Below are 16,639 nucleotides of genomic sequence, written 5' to 3' on the forward strand. Positions count from 1 at the left end.
ACAGTATAGGCTAAAATTAAATAAAAAGCTATAATAGATTTATAAACAATAAGGAGCATTATTTATGGAATTGCTGCAACTTCTGTATGGCACGAATATTATCCGCATAGAAGATAAAATTAAAAGTATTGCCAGGGAATACGTCGGCACACTCGATGATTTTAACTATACAAAACTGAACTTTAAAGAGACCCCGGTTGAACAGATTATCGAAGAAGCCCAGACACTGCCGTTTCTTGCAGACAGAAAAGTTATCGTCGTTGAAGAGGCTGTTCTGTTTACTGCACAAAAAACCGGCACAGCTGTCAATCACAATATTGATCTTTTAATCGATTACCTTAAAAATAAAAGCGATGATACGCTGATTATCTTTGCTGTAATCACGGAGAAACTCGATAAACGTAAAAAAGTAACGAAATTAATGGCCGAGCGCGGCAAGCAGATTGAAATTAATGAGATGAACGAAAAGGAACTGATGAACTACGTCCGCTCTGTATTCGACCGCAATGAACTGGAAATTTCATCGGAAGCGCTGACGCTGCTGCTGGAAAAAACGAGCTATAAATACGCAGCTGTACATAACGAAGTTACAAAGCTTGTGCTTTACGCCGAGGGTAATGTCACATTGGACGATGTGGAAAATGTTGTGAGTGTATCACTTGAACAGAACGTTTTTCTGCTCACGGACTTTATCTTAAAAAATGAAAAGCAGAAAGCTGTGCAGCTGGCACGCGAGCTGATTCTGCAAAAAGAAGAACCGATGAAACTGCTCCATCTTGTAATCGGGCAGTTCAGACTGCTGTATCAGGTGAAGATTTTAAACGGGGAAGGCTATCAGGAAGATAATATCGCACGGACTCTTAAAGTGCATCCGTACCGCGTTAAACTTGCCCAGAGACATACGAGAAAGTTTCCGCTTGAAGTACTGCTGGCAAAGATGGTTATCTGCCGCGACATCGATTACAAATTTAAATCGAGCTATCTTGACCGCAATGCGCTGTTTGAGTTATTCATACTTGAAATATAAAAGATAAAAAAACAAAATAAAAAAACCTTCATAAAGAAGGTTTTTTTATTAGTTAGCCATTAGTTTTGATTTAAGACGGCTTGCTTTGTTAGCATGAATTTGATTACGTTTAGTAGCTTTGTCAACAAGTTTGACAGCTTTAGAAACTAACTCAGCTTTGTTCTCAGCGTTATCACTCTTAGCAGTTTCAGCTTGTTTAACTGCAGTACGCATAGCGTTTTTCTGAGCGATATTAAGATTCTGAGCAGATTCGTTAGTTCTAACACGTTTGATTGATGATTTAATATTAGGCATAATGTCACCTCCGACATAAAGTTGTACAACTTTTATTGCAACAACAGATATTTTACCAAATCTAAACTTATTATGCAATAATCAATCCGAAATGAATTGAAGTTAGTGCCATGCATTGATATAATTATAACATTGTAAACATGAAGAGAGTTGGATTTTAAATGAACAATATGGAACGTTTGAAAAGACAGGAAAATATAAGGAACTTCTCTATCATTGCTCATATAGATCACGGCAAGTCATCTTTGGCTGATAGGTTACTCGAAAATACACGCTCGGTTGAAGGGCGGGATATGAAAGCACAGCTTTTGGACTCAATGGATATTGAAAGAGAACGGGGTATTACGATTAAACTGAACGCTGTACGTTTAAAGTACACAGCGGAAGACGGGGAAGAATATACTTTCCACTTAATCGATACACCGGGACACGTCGACTTTACATACGAAGTGTCACGCTCGCTCGCAGCATGTGAAGGTGCAGTACTGGTAGTCGATGCAGCCCAGGGTATTGAAGCTCAGACGCTTGCTAACGTATACCTTGCACTTGATAACGACCTGGAATTAATTCCTGTCGTAAACAAAATCGATTTGCCTGCTGCAGATCCGGACAGAGTGGCAGCGGAAGTGGAAGACGTTATCGGTCTGCCGAAAGAAGATGCTATTTATGCATCTGCGAAAGCAAACATCGGTATCGAAGAGATACTTGAACGTATCGTTAAAGAAGTCCCTGCTCCGGAAGGTGATCCGGAAGCACCGCTGAAAGCACTAATTTTTGACTCTGTATTTGACCCGTACCGCGGTGTTATTTCGTCAATCAGAATCGTGGACGGCACTGTTAAAGCAGGCGATAAAATCCGCATGATGTCTTCAGGCAAGGAATTCGAAGTCAACGAAGTCGGTATTAATACGCCGAAACAGCTTGCGGTTGATGAATTAACTGTCGGAGATGTCGGATATATTTCTGCATCGATTAAAAAAGTCGGTGATTCATTAGTAGGGGACACAATTACAGGCGCCGAGAACCCTGCTGAAGAACCGTTACAGGGTTATAAGAAGATGAACCCGATGGTATTCTGCGGAATGTACCCGATTGATTCTTCGAAGTATAACGATCTTCGTGAAGCACTTGAAAAACTTGAACTGAATGACTCGTCACTTCAATATGAGCCGGAAACATCACAGGCATTAGGATTCGGTTTCCGTACAGGTTTCCTTGGACTTCTTCATATGGAGATTGTGCAGGAGCGTATTGAAAGAGAATTCGGTATCGATCTGATTGCCACAGCACCATCTGTTATATACAGTGTGGACTTAACTGACGGTTCAACAGTCCGCGTGGACAACCCGGCTCAGATGCCGGATCCGCAAAAGACAGAGCGTATTGAAGAGCCTTACGTTAAAGCTCAGATTATGGTGCCAAACGACTATGTCGGCGCTGTAATGGAACTGTGCCAGAGAAAACGCGGAAACTTTTTAACTATGGATTATCTCGATGATGTCCGGGTTAATATCATTTATGAAATTCCATTATCGGAAATTGTTTTCGACTTTTTTGACCAGCTTAAATCACATACCAAAGGTTATGCATCATTAGACTATGACCTTATCGGCTACAAGGAATCCAAACTTGTGAAGATGGATATTCTCTTAAATGCTGAGAAAGTCGATGCACTGAGTTTTATCGTGCATAAAGACTTTGCTTATGACCGCGGTAAGGCAATCGTTGAGAAACTTAAGAAAATTATCCCGAGACAGCAGTTCGAAGTGCCGATTCAGGCAGCAATCGGACAGAAAATAGTATCGAGAACGAACATTAAGTCGATGGGTAAAAACGTTCTGTCGAAATGTTACGGCGGAGATATATCGCGTAAGAAGAAATTATTGGAGAAACAAAAAGAAGGTAAGAAGAAGATGAAAGCTGTAGGTAACGTTGAAATACCTCAGGAAGCTTTCCTTGCTGTACTAAAAATGGATGAAGATTAACAACACCAGGAGGAGAAATCATTTGATTTCTCCTCTAATTTTAGGAGGAATTTAATGGATAGCATGTATGTCCATATCCCGTTCTGCAACCGCATCTGCACTTACTGTGACTTTAACAAGGTGCTTATTAAGAATCAGCCGGTCGACGATTACATTACAGCGCTGATTACAGAGCTTAAGTCATACGGTGAGCAAACGCTTAAAACGATTTATGTCGGCGGCGGAACACCTACTGCCTTAACCGTCACACAGCTGGACCGTCTGTTAAGTTTCATTACAGCGCAGTTTACGGTAACGGATGAGTTTACATTTGAGGCAAATCCCGATGAACTGACTACAGAAAAACTCGATGTGCTGAATAACTACGGTGTGAACCGGGTAAGTCTCGGAGTGCAGACATTTAATAATGATTTGTTAAAAGTACTCGGGCGCACGCATAACTTTGATGATATTTTCAAAAGTATCAATCACCTGGAGAAAATCGGTCTGACGAATTACTCGCTTGACCTGATGTACAATCTCCCGGGGGAAACGTTTGACGATATCGACATGAGTTTAAAATATGTCAGTGAACTGAAACCGAAACATATTTCATGGTATTCGCTCATTATTGAGCCGCATACCGTGTTTTACAATAAAATTAACCAGGGCAAAATGAGTATTGCAGGCAGTCTGGAAGAAGGCGAGAAGTACGATAAAGTAATTGCGGGACTCGACAATCTCGGTTATCCGCAATACGAGATATCCAACTTTGCGGTAAGTGCATACGAGTCGATGCACAATAAGACATACTGGCTGAATGAACCGTATATCGGTGCAGGTGCAGGCAGTCACGGCTATACCGGAGACTTCAGATACTACAATATAAAACCGGTGAATCATTATATTAATAATATGAATGAACACGGCACAGTCGTAAAAGAAAAACTGCAGCTGACTGATAATGACAAATTCGAAGAGGAAATGTTTTTAGGACTCCGTTTAAATAAAGGTGTATCGGAAGCACGCTTTAAAGAAAAATACGGCCTGCCTGTCGATGCAGTCTACGGCGATGTCCTTAAAAATCTGACGGCGCGCAAACTGCTGAAAAGACAGGGCGGATATATTGCTTTAACTGAAGCGGGACGCATGATCGGCAACGACGTATTCGTCGAGTTTTTATTGTAGAAAATTAAAGCGGGGGTTACTTGTTGACATTCTTTGACCAATTTGATAAATTATATTTAGCACTTAAGAGATAAGAGTGCTAACGAGGTGATTCTTTGCTAACAGAAAGGCAGGAAATCATACTTACATTTATCGTAGATGATTTCTTAGATGTAATGACACCCATAAGTTCCAAATATTTACTCGACAAATATAAGTTCGATGTTTCGAGCGCAACAATCAGAAATGAAATGGCAGTGCTTGAAAAAGAAGGCTTTTTAATTAAGACGCATACGTCATCCGGACGGGTGCCGTCCAGAAAAGCTCTTAAATTCTACATCGAAGAACTTAAGCTGAACATTGAACAATCACCGGCAAAGTCTTTTGAGCTCTATTCGGACACTGACAATCTGGAAAATCTGACAGACGAACTTGCACTGACAATAAGCGGCCGCACCAGGTATTTAACGCAGGTGTCGCTGCAGGCGGAAAACGAAACTGTTAAAGGTCTCTATATTACGCCGCTGACAGATACAGCAAGTATCGCAATCATTGTTCTTAACAGCGGAACAGTCAGGCAGATGCCTGTTAAAACGAACCGCGATGTAACGATTGATGATTTCCAGAAGCTGAGCAATATTTTCAATGAACTGCTGCTCGATAAAAATCTGGGTGACACCCGTGTCATCTTAAAAAACAATGCTCACGTCCCGCCGGGGATAAGAAATCTGTATGATCAGGTGACCGCGCAGATTATGGCATCTGTCGAAGTACAGAAACGGACGATTGGTCATGCGGGGTTTAATTATTTACTGCAGGACATGAGAAACGAAGTGGAAACGCTCGAAAACCTTTACGGCGACATCGAATCAGAAGCGCTGTATAACTCGGTGGAACAGCTGACATCAAATGATGTTAATATTTACTTCGGTGATGAACTGGATGAAAGTTATAAATCACTTTCTGTCATTACAACGAATTTTGAGCACGCTGGACTGAGTGGTAATTTAATCGTTGTCGGACCCGAACTTATGGGCTACAAGAATGTTATTAAATTACTTCACTCATTTAAAAAAGGAGTGTAGGCATTGACTAACGAAGAAGAAGAAAAAGAAACAGTTAAAGAAACTGTTCCCGGGGAAACGAAGGAACAGACAGAAAATGAAGCAGAAGTAACTGACACTGACAAAAAGGAAACTGAAGAAACTCCGGCAGAGGAATCTGCTGAAGAGACTGAAGAAGTTACCGAAGAAGACGAAATTCTTGCTTTGAAAGAACAAGTCGAAGAAAGCGAGAACAAGTATTTGAAACTCTATGCAGAGTTTGAAAACTTTAAACGCCGCAACCGCCAGGAAGCTGAACTTAACAATAAGTACAAAGACCAGAAGTTTGCTGAAAACCTGCTGCCTGTACTGGACAACCTGGAACGCGCACTCGCAATTGACGGAACAGATGATAGTTTCATCGCCTTAAACAAAGGTGTTGAAATGGTGTACAACAACCTTGTTGAGACACTTGAAAAACATGACATTAAAGCGATTGACGCACTTGATCAGCCATTCGATCCGAACTTCCACCAGGCAGTGATGACCGAAGCGTCTGACAAAGACAGCGATATCGTGATTGAAGAATTCCAAAAAGGTTATATATTAAAAGACCGTGTCATCAGACCCACAATGGTTAAAGTAAGCGAATAATATTTAAATTAATTGGAGGAATATATAAATGAGTAAAGTAATCGGTATAGACTTAGGAACAACTAACTCAGTAGTATCAATTTTAGAAGGCGGAGAGCCTAAAGTAATTCAAAACGCTGAAGGTAACCGTACAACACCTTCTGTAGTTTCATTCAAAAACGGAGAACGCCAGGTTGGTGAAGTAGCTAAACGCCAGGCAATCACAAACCCGAACACTATTATGTCAGTTAAAAGACATATGGGTACGGATCACGTTGAAAAAGTAGAAGATAAAGAATATACACCGCAGGAAATTTCAGCAATGATTTTACAGAACTTAAAAGAAACTGCTGAAAGCTATTTAGGTGAAAAAGTATCCAAAGCTGTCGTAACAGTACCTGCATACTTCAACGACTCAGAACGTCAGGCGACTAAAGACGCCGGACGCATCGCCGGTCTTGAAGTTGAGCGTATTATTAACGAGCCGACTGCAGCAGCACTTGCATACGGATTGGACAAACAGGACAAAGAAGAAAACATTTTAGTATTTGACCTTGGCGGCGGTACGTTTGACGTATCTATTTTAGAACTTGGCGACGGCGTATTCGACGTACTTGCAACAGCAGGGGACAACCGTCTCGGCGGTGACGACTTTGACGATCTGGTTATCGATTTCCTTGTCGACACATTCAAACAGGAAAACGGCATCGACCTATCTAAAGATAAAATGGCAATGCAGCGTCTGAAAGATGCAGCTGAGAAAGCTAAGAAAGACTTATCAGGCGTATCTTCAACACAAATCTCATTACCATTCATCTCTGCAGGTGAAGCAGGACCATTACACCTTGAAACAACACTTTCACGTGCGAAGTTCGAAGAACTTACTCACTCACTTGTTGAAAGAACAATGGGACCTGTACGCCAGGCAATTAAAGATGCAGGCGTAAGCAAATCTGAAATCGACGAGATCATTTTAGTCGGCGGTTCAACTCGTATTCCTGCAGTGCAGGATGCAATTACGAAAGAACTTGGCAAAGAACCTAACCGCAGTGTTAACCCTGACGAAGTAGTAGCAATGGGTGCAGCTGTACAGGGCGGAGTTTTAACTGGTGATGTACAGGACGTGGTTTTACTTGACGTTACTCCATTATCATTAGGTATCGAAACGATGGGGAACGTATCAACGGTTCTTATCGAAAGAAACACAACGATTCCTACGAGCAAGTCACAGGTGTTCTCTACAGCAGCTGACAATCAGCCGGCAGTGGACATTCACGTTGTACAGGGTGAAAGACCAATGGCAAGCGACAACAAGACTCTCGGACGCTTCCAGTTAACAGATCTTCCACCGGCACCAAAAGGTGTACCTCAAATCGAAGTTGCTTTCGACATTGACAAGAACGGTATCGTAAACGTAACTGCAACTGACAAAGGTACAGGCAAAGAACAGAAGATTACTATCGAATCAAGCTCTAACCTTACTGACGACGATATCGACAGAATGGTTAAGGAAGCAGAAGAAAATGCTGACGCAGACAAAGCGCGTAAAGAAGAAGCTGAACTCCGCAATGAAGCTGACCAGTTAATCTTCTCTGCTGACAAAGCTGTTGAAGACCTTGGCGATAAAGTTGAAGATGCTGAAAAAGAGCAGATCGACAGCGCTAAAGAAGAACTTAAGACAGCACTTGAAGGTACGGATTTAGAAGATATCAAAGCTAAAAAAGAAGCGCTTGAGCAGGCAGTTCAAGGAGTTACAACTAAACTTTATGAACAAATGGCTCAGGAGCAGCAGGAAGGCGCAGCGGATGCAGGTGCAGAAGCAGAAAATGCTGATGACGATGTAATCGATGCGGATTATAAAGAAGTAGACGACGACGAAGATAAAAAATAAATCTTCAACACTTAAGTCAAAGCCAAACGCATTGGCTTTGACTTTTTTAAATGGTATTATATTGACTGTTGGAGGGAAAAATTGTGGCTAAAAGAGACTTTTATGAAATACTCGGTTTAGATAAAAATGCAACACAAGATGAAATTAAGAAAGCGTACCGCAAACTATCAAAGAAATATCATCCGGATATGAAAGATGGTTCCGATGAGAAATTTAAAGAAGTTGCTGAAGCATATGAAGTGCTTTCAGATCAAAATAAACGTGCGCAGTACGACCGTTTCGGTCATGAAGGCATGAACTCACAGGGTGGATTCGGCGGTGGAGGCTTCTCCGGCGGCGGCGGGTTCGGCGGATTTGAAGATATCTTCAGTTCGTTTTTCGGCGGCGGCGGACAGCGTGATCCGAATGCACCTCAAAAAGGTGATGATCTGCAGTATACGATGACAATTTCATTCGAAGAAGCTGTCTTCGGAGCGACTAAAACAGTCACTATTAAAAAAGATGTACTGTGTGATGTTTGTGACGGCGACGGCACAAAACCGGGTACATCAAAATCTACATGTAAAACATGTTCAGGTGCAGGAAATGTAGCTGTGGAACAAAACACACCATTCGGCCGTGTTCAGACGCAGCGTACATGTCCGACTTGTGCGGGTACAGGTCAGGAAATCGAACACCCGTGTGACAAGTGTAACGGTCACGGCACAGTGCAGAAGAATGTTGATATCGAAGTTAAGGTACCGGAAGGTATCGACAACGGCCAGCAGATTCGTCTGTCAGGACAGGGTGAACCTGGAATTAACGGCGGACCGGCGGGGGATCTGTACATTGTCTTCAGAGTAAGACAGGATAACAAATTTACTCGTGACGGTGACGATATTCACTACGAACTTAAAATTTCATTCGCGCAGGCAGCACTCGGCGATGAATTAAAAGTTCCAACGATTAACTCATCAGTAATGCTGACAATACCGGCAGGCACGCAGTCGGGCAGACGCTTCAGACTGAAAGAAAAAGGTGTTAAAAACGTTCAGGGATTCGGCTACGGTGATCAGTATGTCACAGTAACCGTCGTGACACCGACACGTCTGTCGGAACAGGAACGGGAAGTATTTAAACAGCTTGCAGACATTAACGGCGAAGAAATCAGCGAGCAGCAGGAAAATATTTTTGATAAAACAAAACGATTCTTTAAAGGTGAGTAAATTATGAAATGGCATGAAGTCAGTATAAGCACTAAAGAAGAGAACGAAGAACAATTTTCGATTTTCTTGAACACAATCGCAAAAGGTGTATCAATCGAGCATTCCGTCGATATTTTAAAAGCAAAAACTGATAATTTTGATGAGCAGTTCAGACTTGATCCGAAAGATTATCCGGAGAGCGACATCAGAATACTGGTTTATTTTGATGAGACTTATAATATCGATGAGCAGCTTGGAAAGATTAATGCATTTATTGATGAAACACCGCTCGTGCATAAAGAGGAAATTGAAATTGGCAGCAGCATGATTGACGAAATGGACTGGGAAAATGAATGGAAGAAATATTTCCACAATTTCAAAGTCGGCAGAAATTTCTTCATCGTTCCTTCATGGGAATATGCTGACGTCGATATTGCCGACAGCGACAAAGTCATTAAAATTGATCCGGGCATGGCATTCGGAACGGGAGATCACGCGACGACCAGTCTGTGTCTGACTTTCCTGGAAGACGTTATTAAAGCTGAAGATAAAGTAATCGACGTCGGTACCGGTTCAGGTATCCTTTCAATCGGAGCATATCTGCTCGGTGCAAGAGATATTAAAGCGACGGATATCGATGATCTGTCACTGCAGGTATCAAAAGAGAACTTTGCACTGAATGGCTGTGAAGACAGCATTACAGTAATGCCTGCAGACCTTTTAAAAGATGAAACGGATAATTACGACGTAATTGTTGCTAACATTCTTGCTCATATTATCGATGACATGATTGATGATGCTTATAAGCTTCTGAATGATAGTGGGCGTTTTATCGCTTCGGGAATTATCGTTGAGAAACGCGATGATATTATAGAGCATATGAAACAGGCCGGTTTTTCAATTACAGATGTTCTTGAAGAAGAAGGCTGGGTCGCAATTTTAGCTGAGAAGGTGGAATAATGCAGCGCTATTTTATCGAAGGAACAGTATCACTGAATGAAAGCTTTGTAATGGATGATGCACATATCCATCATATTAAAAATGTGATGCGTGCAAAAGCCGATGATGAGTTTAACGTGGTCGACAGTACGGGGAATGCTTATCTTGTACGTCTGACGGATATTGACCCGGTCACTTATGAAGTGATTGAGAAAATAAATGCAGAAGTTGAACTTCCGGTAAATATTACGCTGTACTCGCCGCTGTTAAAAGGCGACAAAATGGACGTCGTGATTCAAAAATCAACTGAACTCGGCGCTCATGAGTTTATACTGTATAAGGCGGACCGCAGTGTCGTGAAGCTTAACAGTAAAAAAGAAGAAAGCCGTCTTGTACGCTATGAAAAAATTGCAAGAGAAGCTTCCGAGCAGAGCAGGCGGACTAAAATCCCTGCGATTTCATTTGCCGGAGCATTGAAAGCAATGGATTTTACTCAGTATGATCTTGTTTTATTTGCATATGAGGATAATAATCTCACAGGACGTTCGATTAAAGATGTTCTCAAGGCGCACAATGCAGCAAGTGTTGCGGTTGTGTTCGGTCCGGAGGGCGGATTTACAGAGGCTGAAGCAGAATTTTTCAGGCCGTATGAAAATGTTGCTCTCGGACGCAGAATTTTACGGGCGGAAACTGCACCTTTATATGCACTTTCTGTCATCGGCAGCTACTATGAATAGCCGATTTGTGCTATTATTACAAGAAGTATAATTTATTGGGAGTGTCATTAAAATGAACGTAGCAAAGTATATTGATCACACATTATTAAAACCTGAAGTTACAGATAAAGAAATCGCTGTATTATGCGATGAAGCACATGAACACGGCTTCTTCAGCGTCTGCATTCAGCCTGCATGGGTTAAAACTGCAGCTGAAAAACTTGCAGACAGCGAAGTTAAAGTTTGTACTGTCATCGGATTCCCTCACGGAGTAACTACTTCTGAAGTTAAAGCTTTCGAAACGAAAGATGCAATTTCAAACGGTGCGGATGAAGTCGATATGGTAATCAATATCGGCCAGCTTAAAGCAGGCAACCTTGATTACGTTAAACAGGACATTAAGAGCGTTGTAGACGCTGCCAACAAAGAAGCTCTGGTTAAAGTTATTATCGAATCATCACTTCTGACAGAAGATGAAATCGTAACAGCTTCAAGACTTTCAAAAGAAGCAGGTGCTGATTTTGTTAAAACATCTACAGGATTCAACGGCGGCGGGGCGACAGTGGAAGCTGTAGCACTTATGCGTCTGACTGTAGGCGAAGATATGGGCGTTAAAGCAAGCGGCGGTGTCCGTTCTGCTGAAGATGCTCTGAAGATGATTGAAGTCGGAGCGACAAGAATCGGTGCATCAAGTGGTATCGCTATTGTAAGCGGTGCAGTTTCAGAGAGCGATTATTAAATTTCAGTTGACTGAAAACCAGATAATATATTATAATACTAAAGTACATAGTACTTACTATGTGAATTAGCCTTTTGCATTATCGGAGGGAGGGAAAACAAATGTCAAAAACAGTTGTTAAGCAAAACGAACCAATTGAAGATGCACTTCGTCGTTTCAAGCGTACAGTATCTAAAAACGGTACGATTCAAGAAGCACGTAAAAGAGAGTTTTACGAAAAACCAAGCGTAAAACGTAAGAAGAAATCTGAAGCTGCGCGTAAGCGTAAGTTCAAGTAATATCACTCTTCCCTCTGATAAGTGATATATTATAAAACAGCGTACAAATTGTACGCTGTTTTTTTGTGTCTCCATTTCTCATTTGAGTACACTTAATGTATAATCGGAATTAGGAGGGATGTACATGGGCGGTTCGTATTTATATATGATTAATAGCACAATACAATTCTATATAGATGTTGTAACTTCACCCGTTGTTGCATTTCTATTATTATCAATATTCTTCCTTGGTGTGGTGTATCAGCTCTTCTCCGACAGAATAAATATTGTCGGCGTTCTCGCCGTTTTATCGATATTTATTTTCTACTCGGGTCACCTTCTTACTGGCAGCAGTAACTTGCTGGCGCTAATACTTATACTGATCAGCGGAATTCTGCTGCTCGTTGAATTTTTTGTCATTGGCATGATTCTCGGGGCAATAGGATTAATGCTGTTTGCTGCAAGTATTCTTGTCGTCAGCGGCAATGCATTATTGTACAGTGTTTTCTTAGCCGTAATTTTAGTTATGGTGATTATAGAGTGGGTGATATTTGTGAAGCATAAGAAACGTAAGATCCCTTTCCTCAATCGTTTAATTTTAAGCGATGCCACGGATAAGGAATCGGGATATACATCATTTGATGACCGTTCGCACTTAGTCGGTGAGGTTGCGGTTACACATACAGTGCTCAGACCGTCCGGGACAATCCGTCTCGGGGACGAACGCATTGATGCTGTTGCCGAAGGCTCGTATATTCCGAGTGATGTAAAAGTTAAGATTATTTTTGTAGAAGGTACAAGAGTTGTCGTCAGACCAACGGAAGATTAAAAACAAGGAGAGTGGAGAATGAATTTAGCATTTATTACAGGCGGTGCACTTGTTACATTACTGATTTTTGTAGTAGTAATTATTGCAATTGCATTTATCCTGTCATTTGTTCCAATCGGTTTATGGATCTCAGCAATTGCTGCAGGTGTTAAAGTAGGAATCTTTACATTGGTAGGTATGCGTTTAAGAAGAGTTAAACCTAAACGTGTTATCGAGCCGATGATCAAAGCGCACAAAGCGGGTATTCAGCTGTCTACAAACCAGCTTGAGTCTCACTTCTTAGCCGGCGGTAACGTCGACCGCGTTGTTGATGCATTAATCGCTGCCCAGCGTGCGGATATCAATTTAACATTTGAACGTTGTGCTGCAATTGACCTTGCAGGACGTGACGTACTGGAAGCAGTACAGATGTCAGTTAACCCGAAAGTTATCGAAACACCATTTATCGCAGGTGTTGCGGTTGACGGTATCGAAGTTAAAGCGAAAGCAAGAATCACAGTTAGAGCAAACATTGAACGCCTGGTTGGTGGTGCGGGTGAAGAAACAATCATCGCACGTGTCGGTGAAGGGGTAATCTCAACTATCGGTTCTTCAACCAAGCACGCAGAAGTACTTGAAAACCCGGAACGTATTTCACAGACTGTATTATCTAAAGGTCTGGATGCAGGTACTGCATTTGAAATTCTTTCAATCGATATCGCAGACGTGGATATCGGTAAAAACATCGGTGCGGATCTTCAGACTGAACAGGCTGTTGCAGATAAGAACATTGCACAGGCTAAAGCAGAAGAACGCCGTGCAATGGCTGTAGCGCAGGAGCAGGAAATGAAAGCCCGCGTACAGGAAATGAGAGCGAAAGTAGTAGAAGCAGAATCCAGAGTACCTCTTGCATTTGCTAAAGCATTAGAAGACGGTAATATTTCAGCAACTGATTATTACGATCTGAAAAATGTTGAAGCAGATACCAGCATGAGAGATTCAATTAACAAAATGACAAACCCTACACAGTTTAACGAAGAAGAATAGGGTGTGATATAGTATGGAACTTATTCCACTACTAATTATCGTCCTCGGTATAGTCTCGTCAATTGCAGGCAGTAAGAAAAACAAAGAGCAGGAAGGCAAACGCAATATTGATACTTCCAAACTGGATAGAAGACAAAACAGTGCTCCGCGTACGAGACAGCCTGACCGTGAGACGACAACTAATGAACAAAAAGGATTCTTCCAGACGCTGCAAGAGGCATTTGATGAAGAATTCAATAAACCTGAAGAACCGGCACAACCGGTATCTAAACCTGTCTCCAGGCCGGCAGCAAGCGAAAGCCGTGAGATGACTTCGGGCAGCCGTCCTGAAAGACAGGCATCGGAGCGTCCTCTGAGAGAGACGATACACAAATCACGTGAACGCCAGAATACGTCACAGAATATTTCAGATATTGAAAAACGTATCACTGATCGTTCGAAACACGCAAAACGTGCATCGGAAGCAAAAGAAAGCGTCTTTACGAAAGGCTACGACAAGCGGGCTGGTAAAACTGAAGGCCTCGGCCATGACATCGCAAATCAGGCGCGTTACTCATACGGTGATGATGTTACCCAGATGCATAAACGTGGACAAGACGGTGAGTCGGATACGCACATGACATCTGATGATCTGACATTTGATTCGAAATCATTTGTAAACGGCATTATCATGTCGGAAATCCTCGGCAAACCAAAGTCCAAACAGAAATCGGATAAAAAGCCTGGCTGATACTTTTAATTAGCTTGAACCGGATGGGGAGTAATCCCTGTCCGGTTTTTCTTATGGGTGCGGAAACTGCCAGTAATGGGTTAAGTGCAGGTTATTATACTGATATAACTTACAGGTGGTATGCCGAAATTCATTGAAAATGTGCAACCTCAGAAACTTTATACATATCCTGCTCATTTATGCTGCATTGTTGTGCAGGTTTATCATTTTTAAGAGCATCCTGCACATTTGAATGCATCGGTCAGACAATAATTATTCCGACTGATTAATTATTACCGTAAAAATGAATTTGCTGATCAGAAAACATCATAACCACTGCGAGATTAACTTCAGTATCCTCATGACGAAAACATGATATAATCTATGTTCTTTCTATACTCTGAATTAATTGCAGTCAGCTATTGATAGTGGTAAATTTAAATAGACAAGACTATTATAAAGGGGTTTGTAAATGCCTAATATTATTAATATAGACAGCCTTGACGAAGCTCAGGCTTTAATAGGTGCAAATGATGCACACATCACATATCTTGAAGATGAATTCGACGTTAAGATTCATACGCTCGGCAATGAGATTACTGTCCGCGGCGAGATTGAGGATAATGTTGAACTTGTTGAAGATGTGCTGCTTCACTTATTAAAAATAATCCAGCGGGGTATGTCGATTTCTTTAAGAGATGTACAGTCGGCTGCAATGATGGCAAAAAATGATACCATCGAATATTTACAAGATCTTTATAACGAAGAAATTGCAAAAGATGTTAAAGGCAAGAGCATTAAAGCGAAGACAACCGGACAGCGCATATATGTGGATAATATCCGTAAGCATGACTTAACTTTCGGTATTGGACCGGCAGGTACGGGTAAGACGTTCCTGGCTGTTGTAATAGCCTGTCAGATGCTTCGTGAAAACCAGGTTAAACGTATCGTTCTGACTCGTCCTGCAGTTGAAGCGGGGGAGAATCTCGGATTCCTGCCGGGTGACCTGAAAGAAAAGGTAGACCCGTATCTCCGTCCGTTGTATGATGGTTTACACGCAGTTCTGGGTGTTGAAACGACGGATCGTCTGATTGAACGCGGAGTGATCGAAGTTGCGCCGCTTGCTTATATGCGCGGACGTACGCTGAACGAAGCGTTTGTTATTCTGGATGAAGCTCAGAATACGACTGAAATGCAGATGAAGATGTTCTTAACACGTCTCGGTTTCGGTTCTAAAATGATCGTTACCGGTGATGAAACGCAGATTGATCTTCCGGGCTCGACGAAAAGCGGCCTCGTTGAATCGGTAAAGCGTCTTGAAAATATTAAGGGAATCGCTATTAAACGCATGGACGAAACAGATGTTGTCAGACATCCGCTTGTTTCCAAAATAATTCTTGCGTATGAAAAGGATACAAACTTATGATTAATATAGATTTTATTAACGATGATAATTTTGTGAATGAAGCTGAGCTTAACGAGATTTCTGAGCTGTTAACGTTCGCGTACGGCCATCTTGAAGAAGAGGGCGATGCAGAAGTTTCAGTATCATTCGTTTCAAATGAAGAAATTCAAAATATTAACAGAGATTACCGTAACAAAGACAGCGTGACAGACGTTATATCTTTTGCGCTTGAAGAAGATGATATGAATATTATTCATGAGGATGCACCGCGTACGTTAGGTGATATTGTAATCAGTACAGACCGTGCGAAAGAACAGGCTGAAGATTACGGTCACAGTTATCGCCGCGAACTTCTGTTTCTAAGCCTTCACGGATTTCTGCATCTCTTGGGTTATGATCACATGGAGAGCGATGAAGAAGCTGAAATGAACGGTAAACAGGAAGAGATATTAAACGCATTTGGTGTGACTCGAGATTAGTTTAGAACGGTTCAAACATCCTCTCCATGGAATTGTCCAGCTGTTCAGGAAAGACAGAAAATTTTTACTGCATTGCATAATTACAGCAGCAGTTATTATTATTTGTGCTGCGGTTAATATCACTGCGATGGAATGGTTATTCATTATTACTGCTGTATTTTTAGTGTTAATTACAGAAATAGTAAACAGTGCAATAGAATATACGGTGGATCTAGTTACCGGCGATTATCATATACTTGCCCGCTATGCGAAAGATATCGCAGCAGCAGCAGTGCTCTTTGCGAGCATATATGCTGTAATCGTCGGTATGGTTATCCTTATACCGTATGTCGTTTAA

The 16,639-nt window shown here is 41.6% G+C and carries 18 protein-coding genes; 17 read left to right on the forward strand and 1 reads right to left on the reverse strand.

From position 1 onward, the window contains the following. Positions 1-64 precede the first annotated feature (64 nt). Positions 65-1,027 carry a DNA polymerase III subunit delta gene (holA, locus tag HNR41_RS03760; RefSeq protein ID WP_184281877.1) on the forward strand — a complete coding sequence of 321 codons (963 nt, stop codon included), beginning with the start codon at positions 65-67 and terminating at the stop codon, positions 1,025-1,027. 48 nt (positions 1,028-1,075) lie between these two features. On the opposite strand, the gene rpsT is transcribed toward holA, so the two are convergent. Continuing rightward, a complete protein-coding gene (gene rpsT, locus HNR41_RS03765; RefSeq protein WP_184281879.1) occupies positions 1,076-1,321 on the reverse strand; it encodes a 30S ribosomal protein S20 in 246 nt (81 codons plus the stop codon). 161 nt (positions 1,322-1,482) lie between these two features. Here rpsT and lepA point away from each other — a divergent pair, with 161 nt between their 5' ends. The 16 genes from lepA (at position 1,483) to HNR41_RS03845 (ending at position 16,639) form a co-directional block, all read left to right on the forward strand. Further along, complete coding sequence (lepA, locus tag HNR41_RS03770) at positions 1,483-3,306, forward strand: translation elongation factor 4 (RefSeq protein ID WP_184281881.1); 1,824 nt, start codon at positions 1,483-1,485, stop codon at positions 3,304-3,306. 54 nt (positions 3,307-3,360) lie between these two features. Next, a complete protein-coding gene (gene hemW / locus HNR41_RS03775) occupies positions 3,361-4,473 on the forward strand; it encodes a radical SAM family heme chaperone HemW (RefSeq protein WP_184281883.1) in 1,113 nt (370 codons plus the stop codon). A gap of 95 nt (positions 4,474-4,568) precedes the next feature. Then, a complete protein-coding gene (hrcA, locus tag HNR41_RS03780; protein ID WP_184281885.1) occupies positions 4,569-5,537 on the forward strand; it encodes a heat-inducible transcriptional repressor HrcA in 969 nt (322 codons plus the stop codon). Between the two features lie 3 nt (positions 5,538-5,540). Then, positions 5,541-6,149 (forward strand): nucleotide exchange factor GrpE, encoded by a 609-nt coding sequence (gene grpE, locus HNR41_RS03785; protein ID WP_184281887.1) that lies wholly within the window; start codon positions 5,541-5,543, stop codon positions 6,147-6,149. A 28-nt stretch (positions 6,150-6,177) separates the two neighbouring features. Next, on the forward strand, positions 6,178-8,019 hold the full coding sequence (gene dnaK / locus HNR41_RS03790; protein ID WP_184281889.1) for a molecular chaperone DnaK: 1,842 nt from the start codon (positions 6,178-6,180) through the stop codon (positions 8,017-8,019). Positions 8,020-8,102: 83 nt separating this feature from the next. Beyond that, positions 8,103-9,224: a molecular chaperone DnaJ gene (dnaJ, locus tag HNR41_RS03795; protein ID WP_184281891.1), complete on the forward strand. Its 1,122-nt coding sequence runs from the start codon at positions 8,103-8,105 to the stop codon at positions 9,222-9,224. 3 nt (positions 9,225-9,227) lie between these two features. Next, complete coding sequence (prmA, locus tag HNR41_RS03800; protein WP_184281892.1) at positions 9,228-10,163, forward strand: 50S ribosomal protein L11 methyltransferase; 936 nt, start codon at positions 9,228-9,230, stop codon at positions 10,161-10,163. Further along, a complete protein-coding gene (locus HNR41_RS03805; protein ID WP_184281894.1) occupies positions 10,163-10,879 on the forward strand; it encodes an RsmE family RNA methyltransferase in 717 nt (238 codons plus the stop codon). Before prmA ends, HNR41_RS03805 begins: the two co-directional genes overlap by 1 nt. Before the next feature lie 46 nt (positions 10,880-10,925). After that, a complete protein-coding gene (gene deoC, locus HNR41_RS03810) occupies positions 10,926-11,597 on the forward strand; it encodes a deoxyribose-phosphate aldolase (RefSeq protein ID WP_184282863.1) in 672 nt (223 codons plus the stop codon). 101 nt (positions 11,598-11,698) lie between these two features. Next, positions 11,699-11,875: a 30S ribosomal protein S21 gene (gene rpsU / locus HNR41_RS03815; protein ID WP_026858185.1), complete on the forward strand. Its 177-nt coding sequence runs from the start codon at positions 11,699-11,701 to the stop codon at positions 11,873-11,875. A gap of 124 nt (positions 11,876-11,999) precedes the next feature. After that, positions 12,000-12,683, forward strand: coding sequence for an NfeD family protein (locus HNR41_RS03820; protein ID WP_184281896.1), 684 nt, complete (start codon positions 12,000-12,002; stop codon positions 12,681-12,683). An 18-nt stretch (positions 12,684-12,701) separates the two neighbouring features. Continuing rightward, positions 12,702-13,709: a flotillin-like protein FloA gene (floA, locus tag HNR41_RS03825; protein ID WP_184281898.1), complete on the forward strand. Its 1,008-nt coding sequence runs from the start codon at positions 12,702-12,704 to the stop codon at positions 13,707-13,709. Positions 13,710-13,722: 13 nt separating this feature from the next. Continuing rightward, positions 13,723-14,439: a hypothetical protein gene (locus HNR41_RS03830; RefSeq protein WP_184281900.1), complete on the forward strand. Its 717-nt coding sequence runs from the start codon at positions 13,723-13,725 to the stop codon at positions 14,437-14,439. 451 nt (positions 14,440-14,890) lie between these two features. Continuing rightward, positions 14,891-15,844: a PhoH family protein gene (locus tag HNR41_RS03835; protein WP_184281902.1), complete on the forward strand. Its 954-nt coding sequence runs from the start codon at positions 14,891-14,893 to the stop codon at positions 15,842-15,844. Then, the gene (ybeY, locus tag HNR41_RS03840; RefSeq protein WP_184281904.1) at positions 15,841-16,302 is read left to right on the forward strand and encodes an rRNA maturation RNase YbeY; all 462 of its coding nucleotides are present in this window, start codon (positions 15,841-15,843) and stop codon (positions 16,300-16,302) included. The genes HNR41_RS03835 and ybeY overlap by 4 nt, the downstream gene beginning before the upstream one ends. Before the next feature lie 31 nt (positions 16,303-16,333). Then, positions 16,334-16,639: a diacylglycerol kinase family protein gene (locus tag HNR41_RS03845; protein ID WP_311770120.1), complete on the forward strand. Its 306-nt coding sequence runs from the start codon at positions 16,334-16,336 to the stop codon at positions 16,637-16,639.

Source organism: Jeotgalicoccus coquinae, from assembly GCF_014207425.1.
GTDB classification, from domain to species: Bacteria; Bacillota; Bacilli; order Staphylococcales; family Salinicoccaceae; genus Jeotgalicoccus; species Jeotgalicoccus coquinae.

Excerpts from the sequence above, each read along its gene's own strand:
- HNR41_RS03835 (WP_184281902.1), top strand. The coding sequence starts at position 14,891 with ATGCCTAATATTATTAATATAGACAGCCTTGACGAAGCTCAGGCTTTA.
- floA (WP_184281898.1), top strand. The coding sequence starts at position 12,702 with ATGAATTTAGCATTTATTACAGGCGGTGCACTTGTTACATTACTGATT.
- HNR41_RS03820 (WP_184281896.1), top strand. The coding sequence starts at position 12,000 with ATGGGCGGTTCGTATTTATATATGATTAATAGCACAATACAATTCTAT.
- holA (WP_184281877.1), top strand. The coding sequence starts at position 65 with ATGGAATTGCTGCAACTTCTGTATGGCACGAATATTATCCGCATAGAA.
- lepA (WP_184281881.1), top strand. The coding sequence starts at position 1,483 with ATGAACAATATGGAACGTTTGAAAAGACAGGAAAATATAAGGAACTTC.
- ybeY (WP_184281904.1), top strand. The coding sequence starts at position 15,841 with ATGATTAATATAGATTTTATTAACGATGATAATTTTGTGAATGAAGCT.
- rpsU (WP_026858185.1), top strand. The coding sequence starts at position 11,699 with ATGTCAAAAACAGTTGTTAAGCAAAACGAACCAATTGAAGATGCACTT.
- hemW (WP_184281883.1), top strand. The coding sequence starts at position 3,361 with ATGGATAGCATGTATGTCCATATCCCGTTCTGCAACCGCATCTGCACT.
- HNR41_RS03830 (WP_184281900.1), top strand. The coding sequence starts at position 13,723 with ATGGAACTTATTCCACTACTAATTATCGTCCTCGGTATAGTCTCGTCA.
- rpsT (WP_184281879.1), bottom strand. The coding sequence starts at position 1,321 with ATGCCTAATATTAAATCATCAATCAAACGTGTTAGAACTAACGAATCT.
- prmA (WP_184281892.1), top strand. The coding sequence starts at position 9,228 with ATGAAATGGCATGAAGTCAGTATAAGCACTAAAGAAGAGAACGAAGAA.
- dnaK (WP_184281889.1), top strand. The coding sequence starts at position 6,178 with ATGAGTAAAGTAATCGGTATAGACTTAGGAACAACTAACTCAGTAGTA.
- HNR41_RS03805 (WP_184281894.1), top strand. The coding sequence starts at position 10,163 with ATGCAGCGCTATTTTATCGAAGGAACAGTATCACTGAATGAAAGCTTT.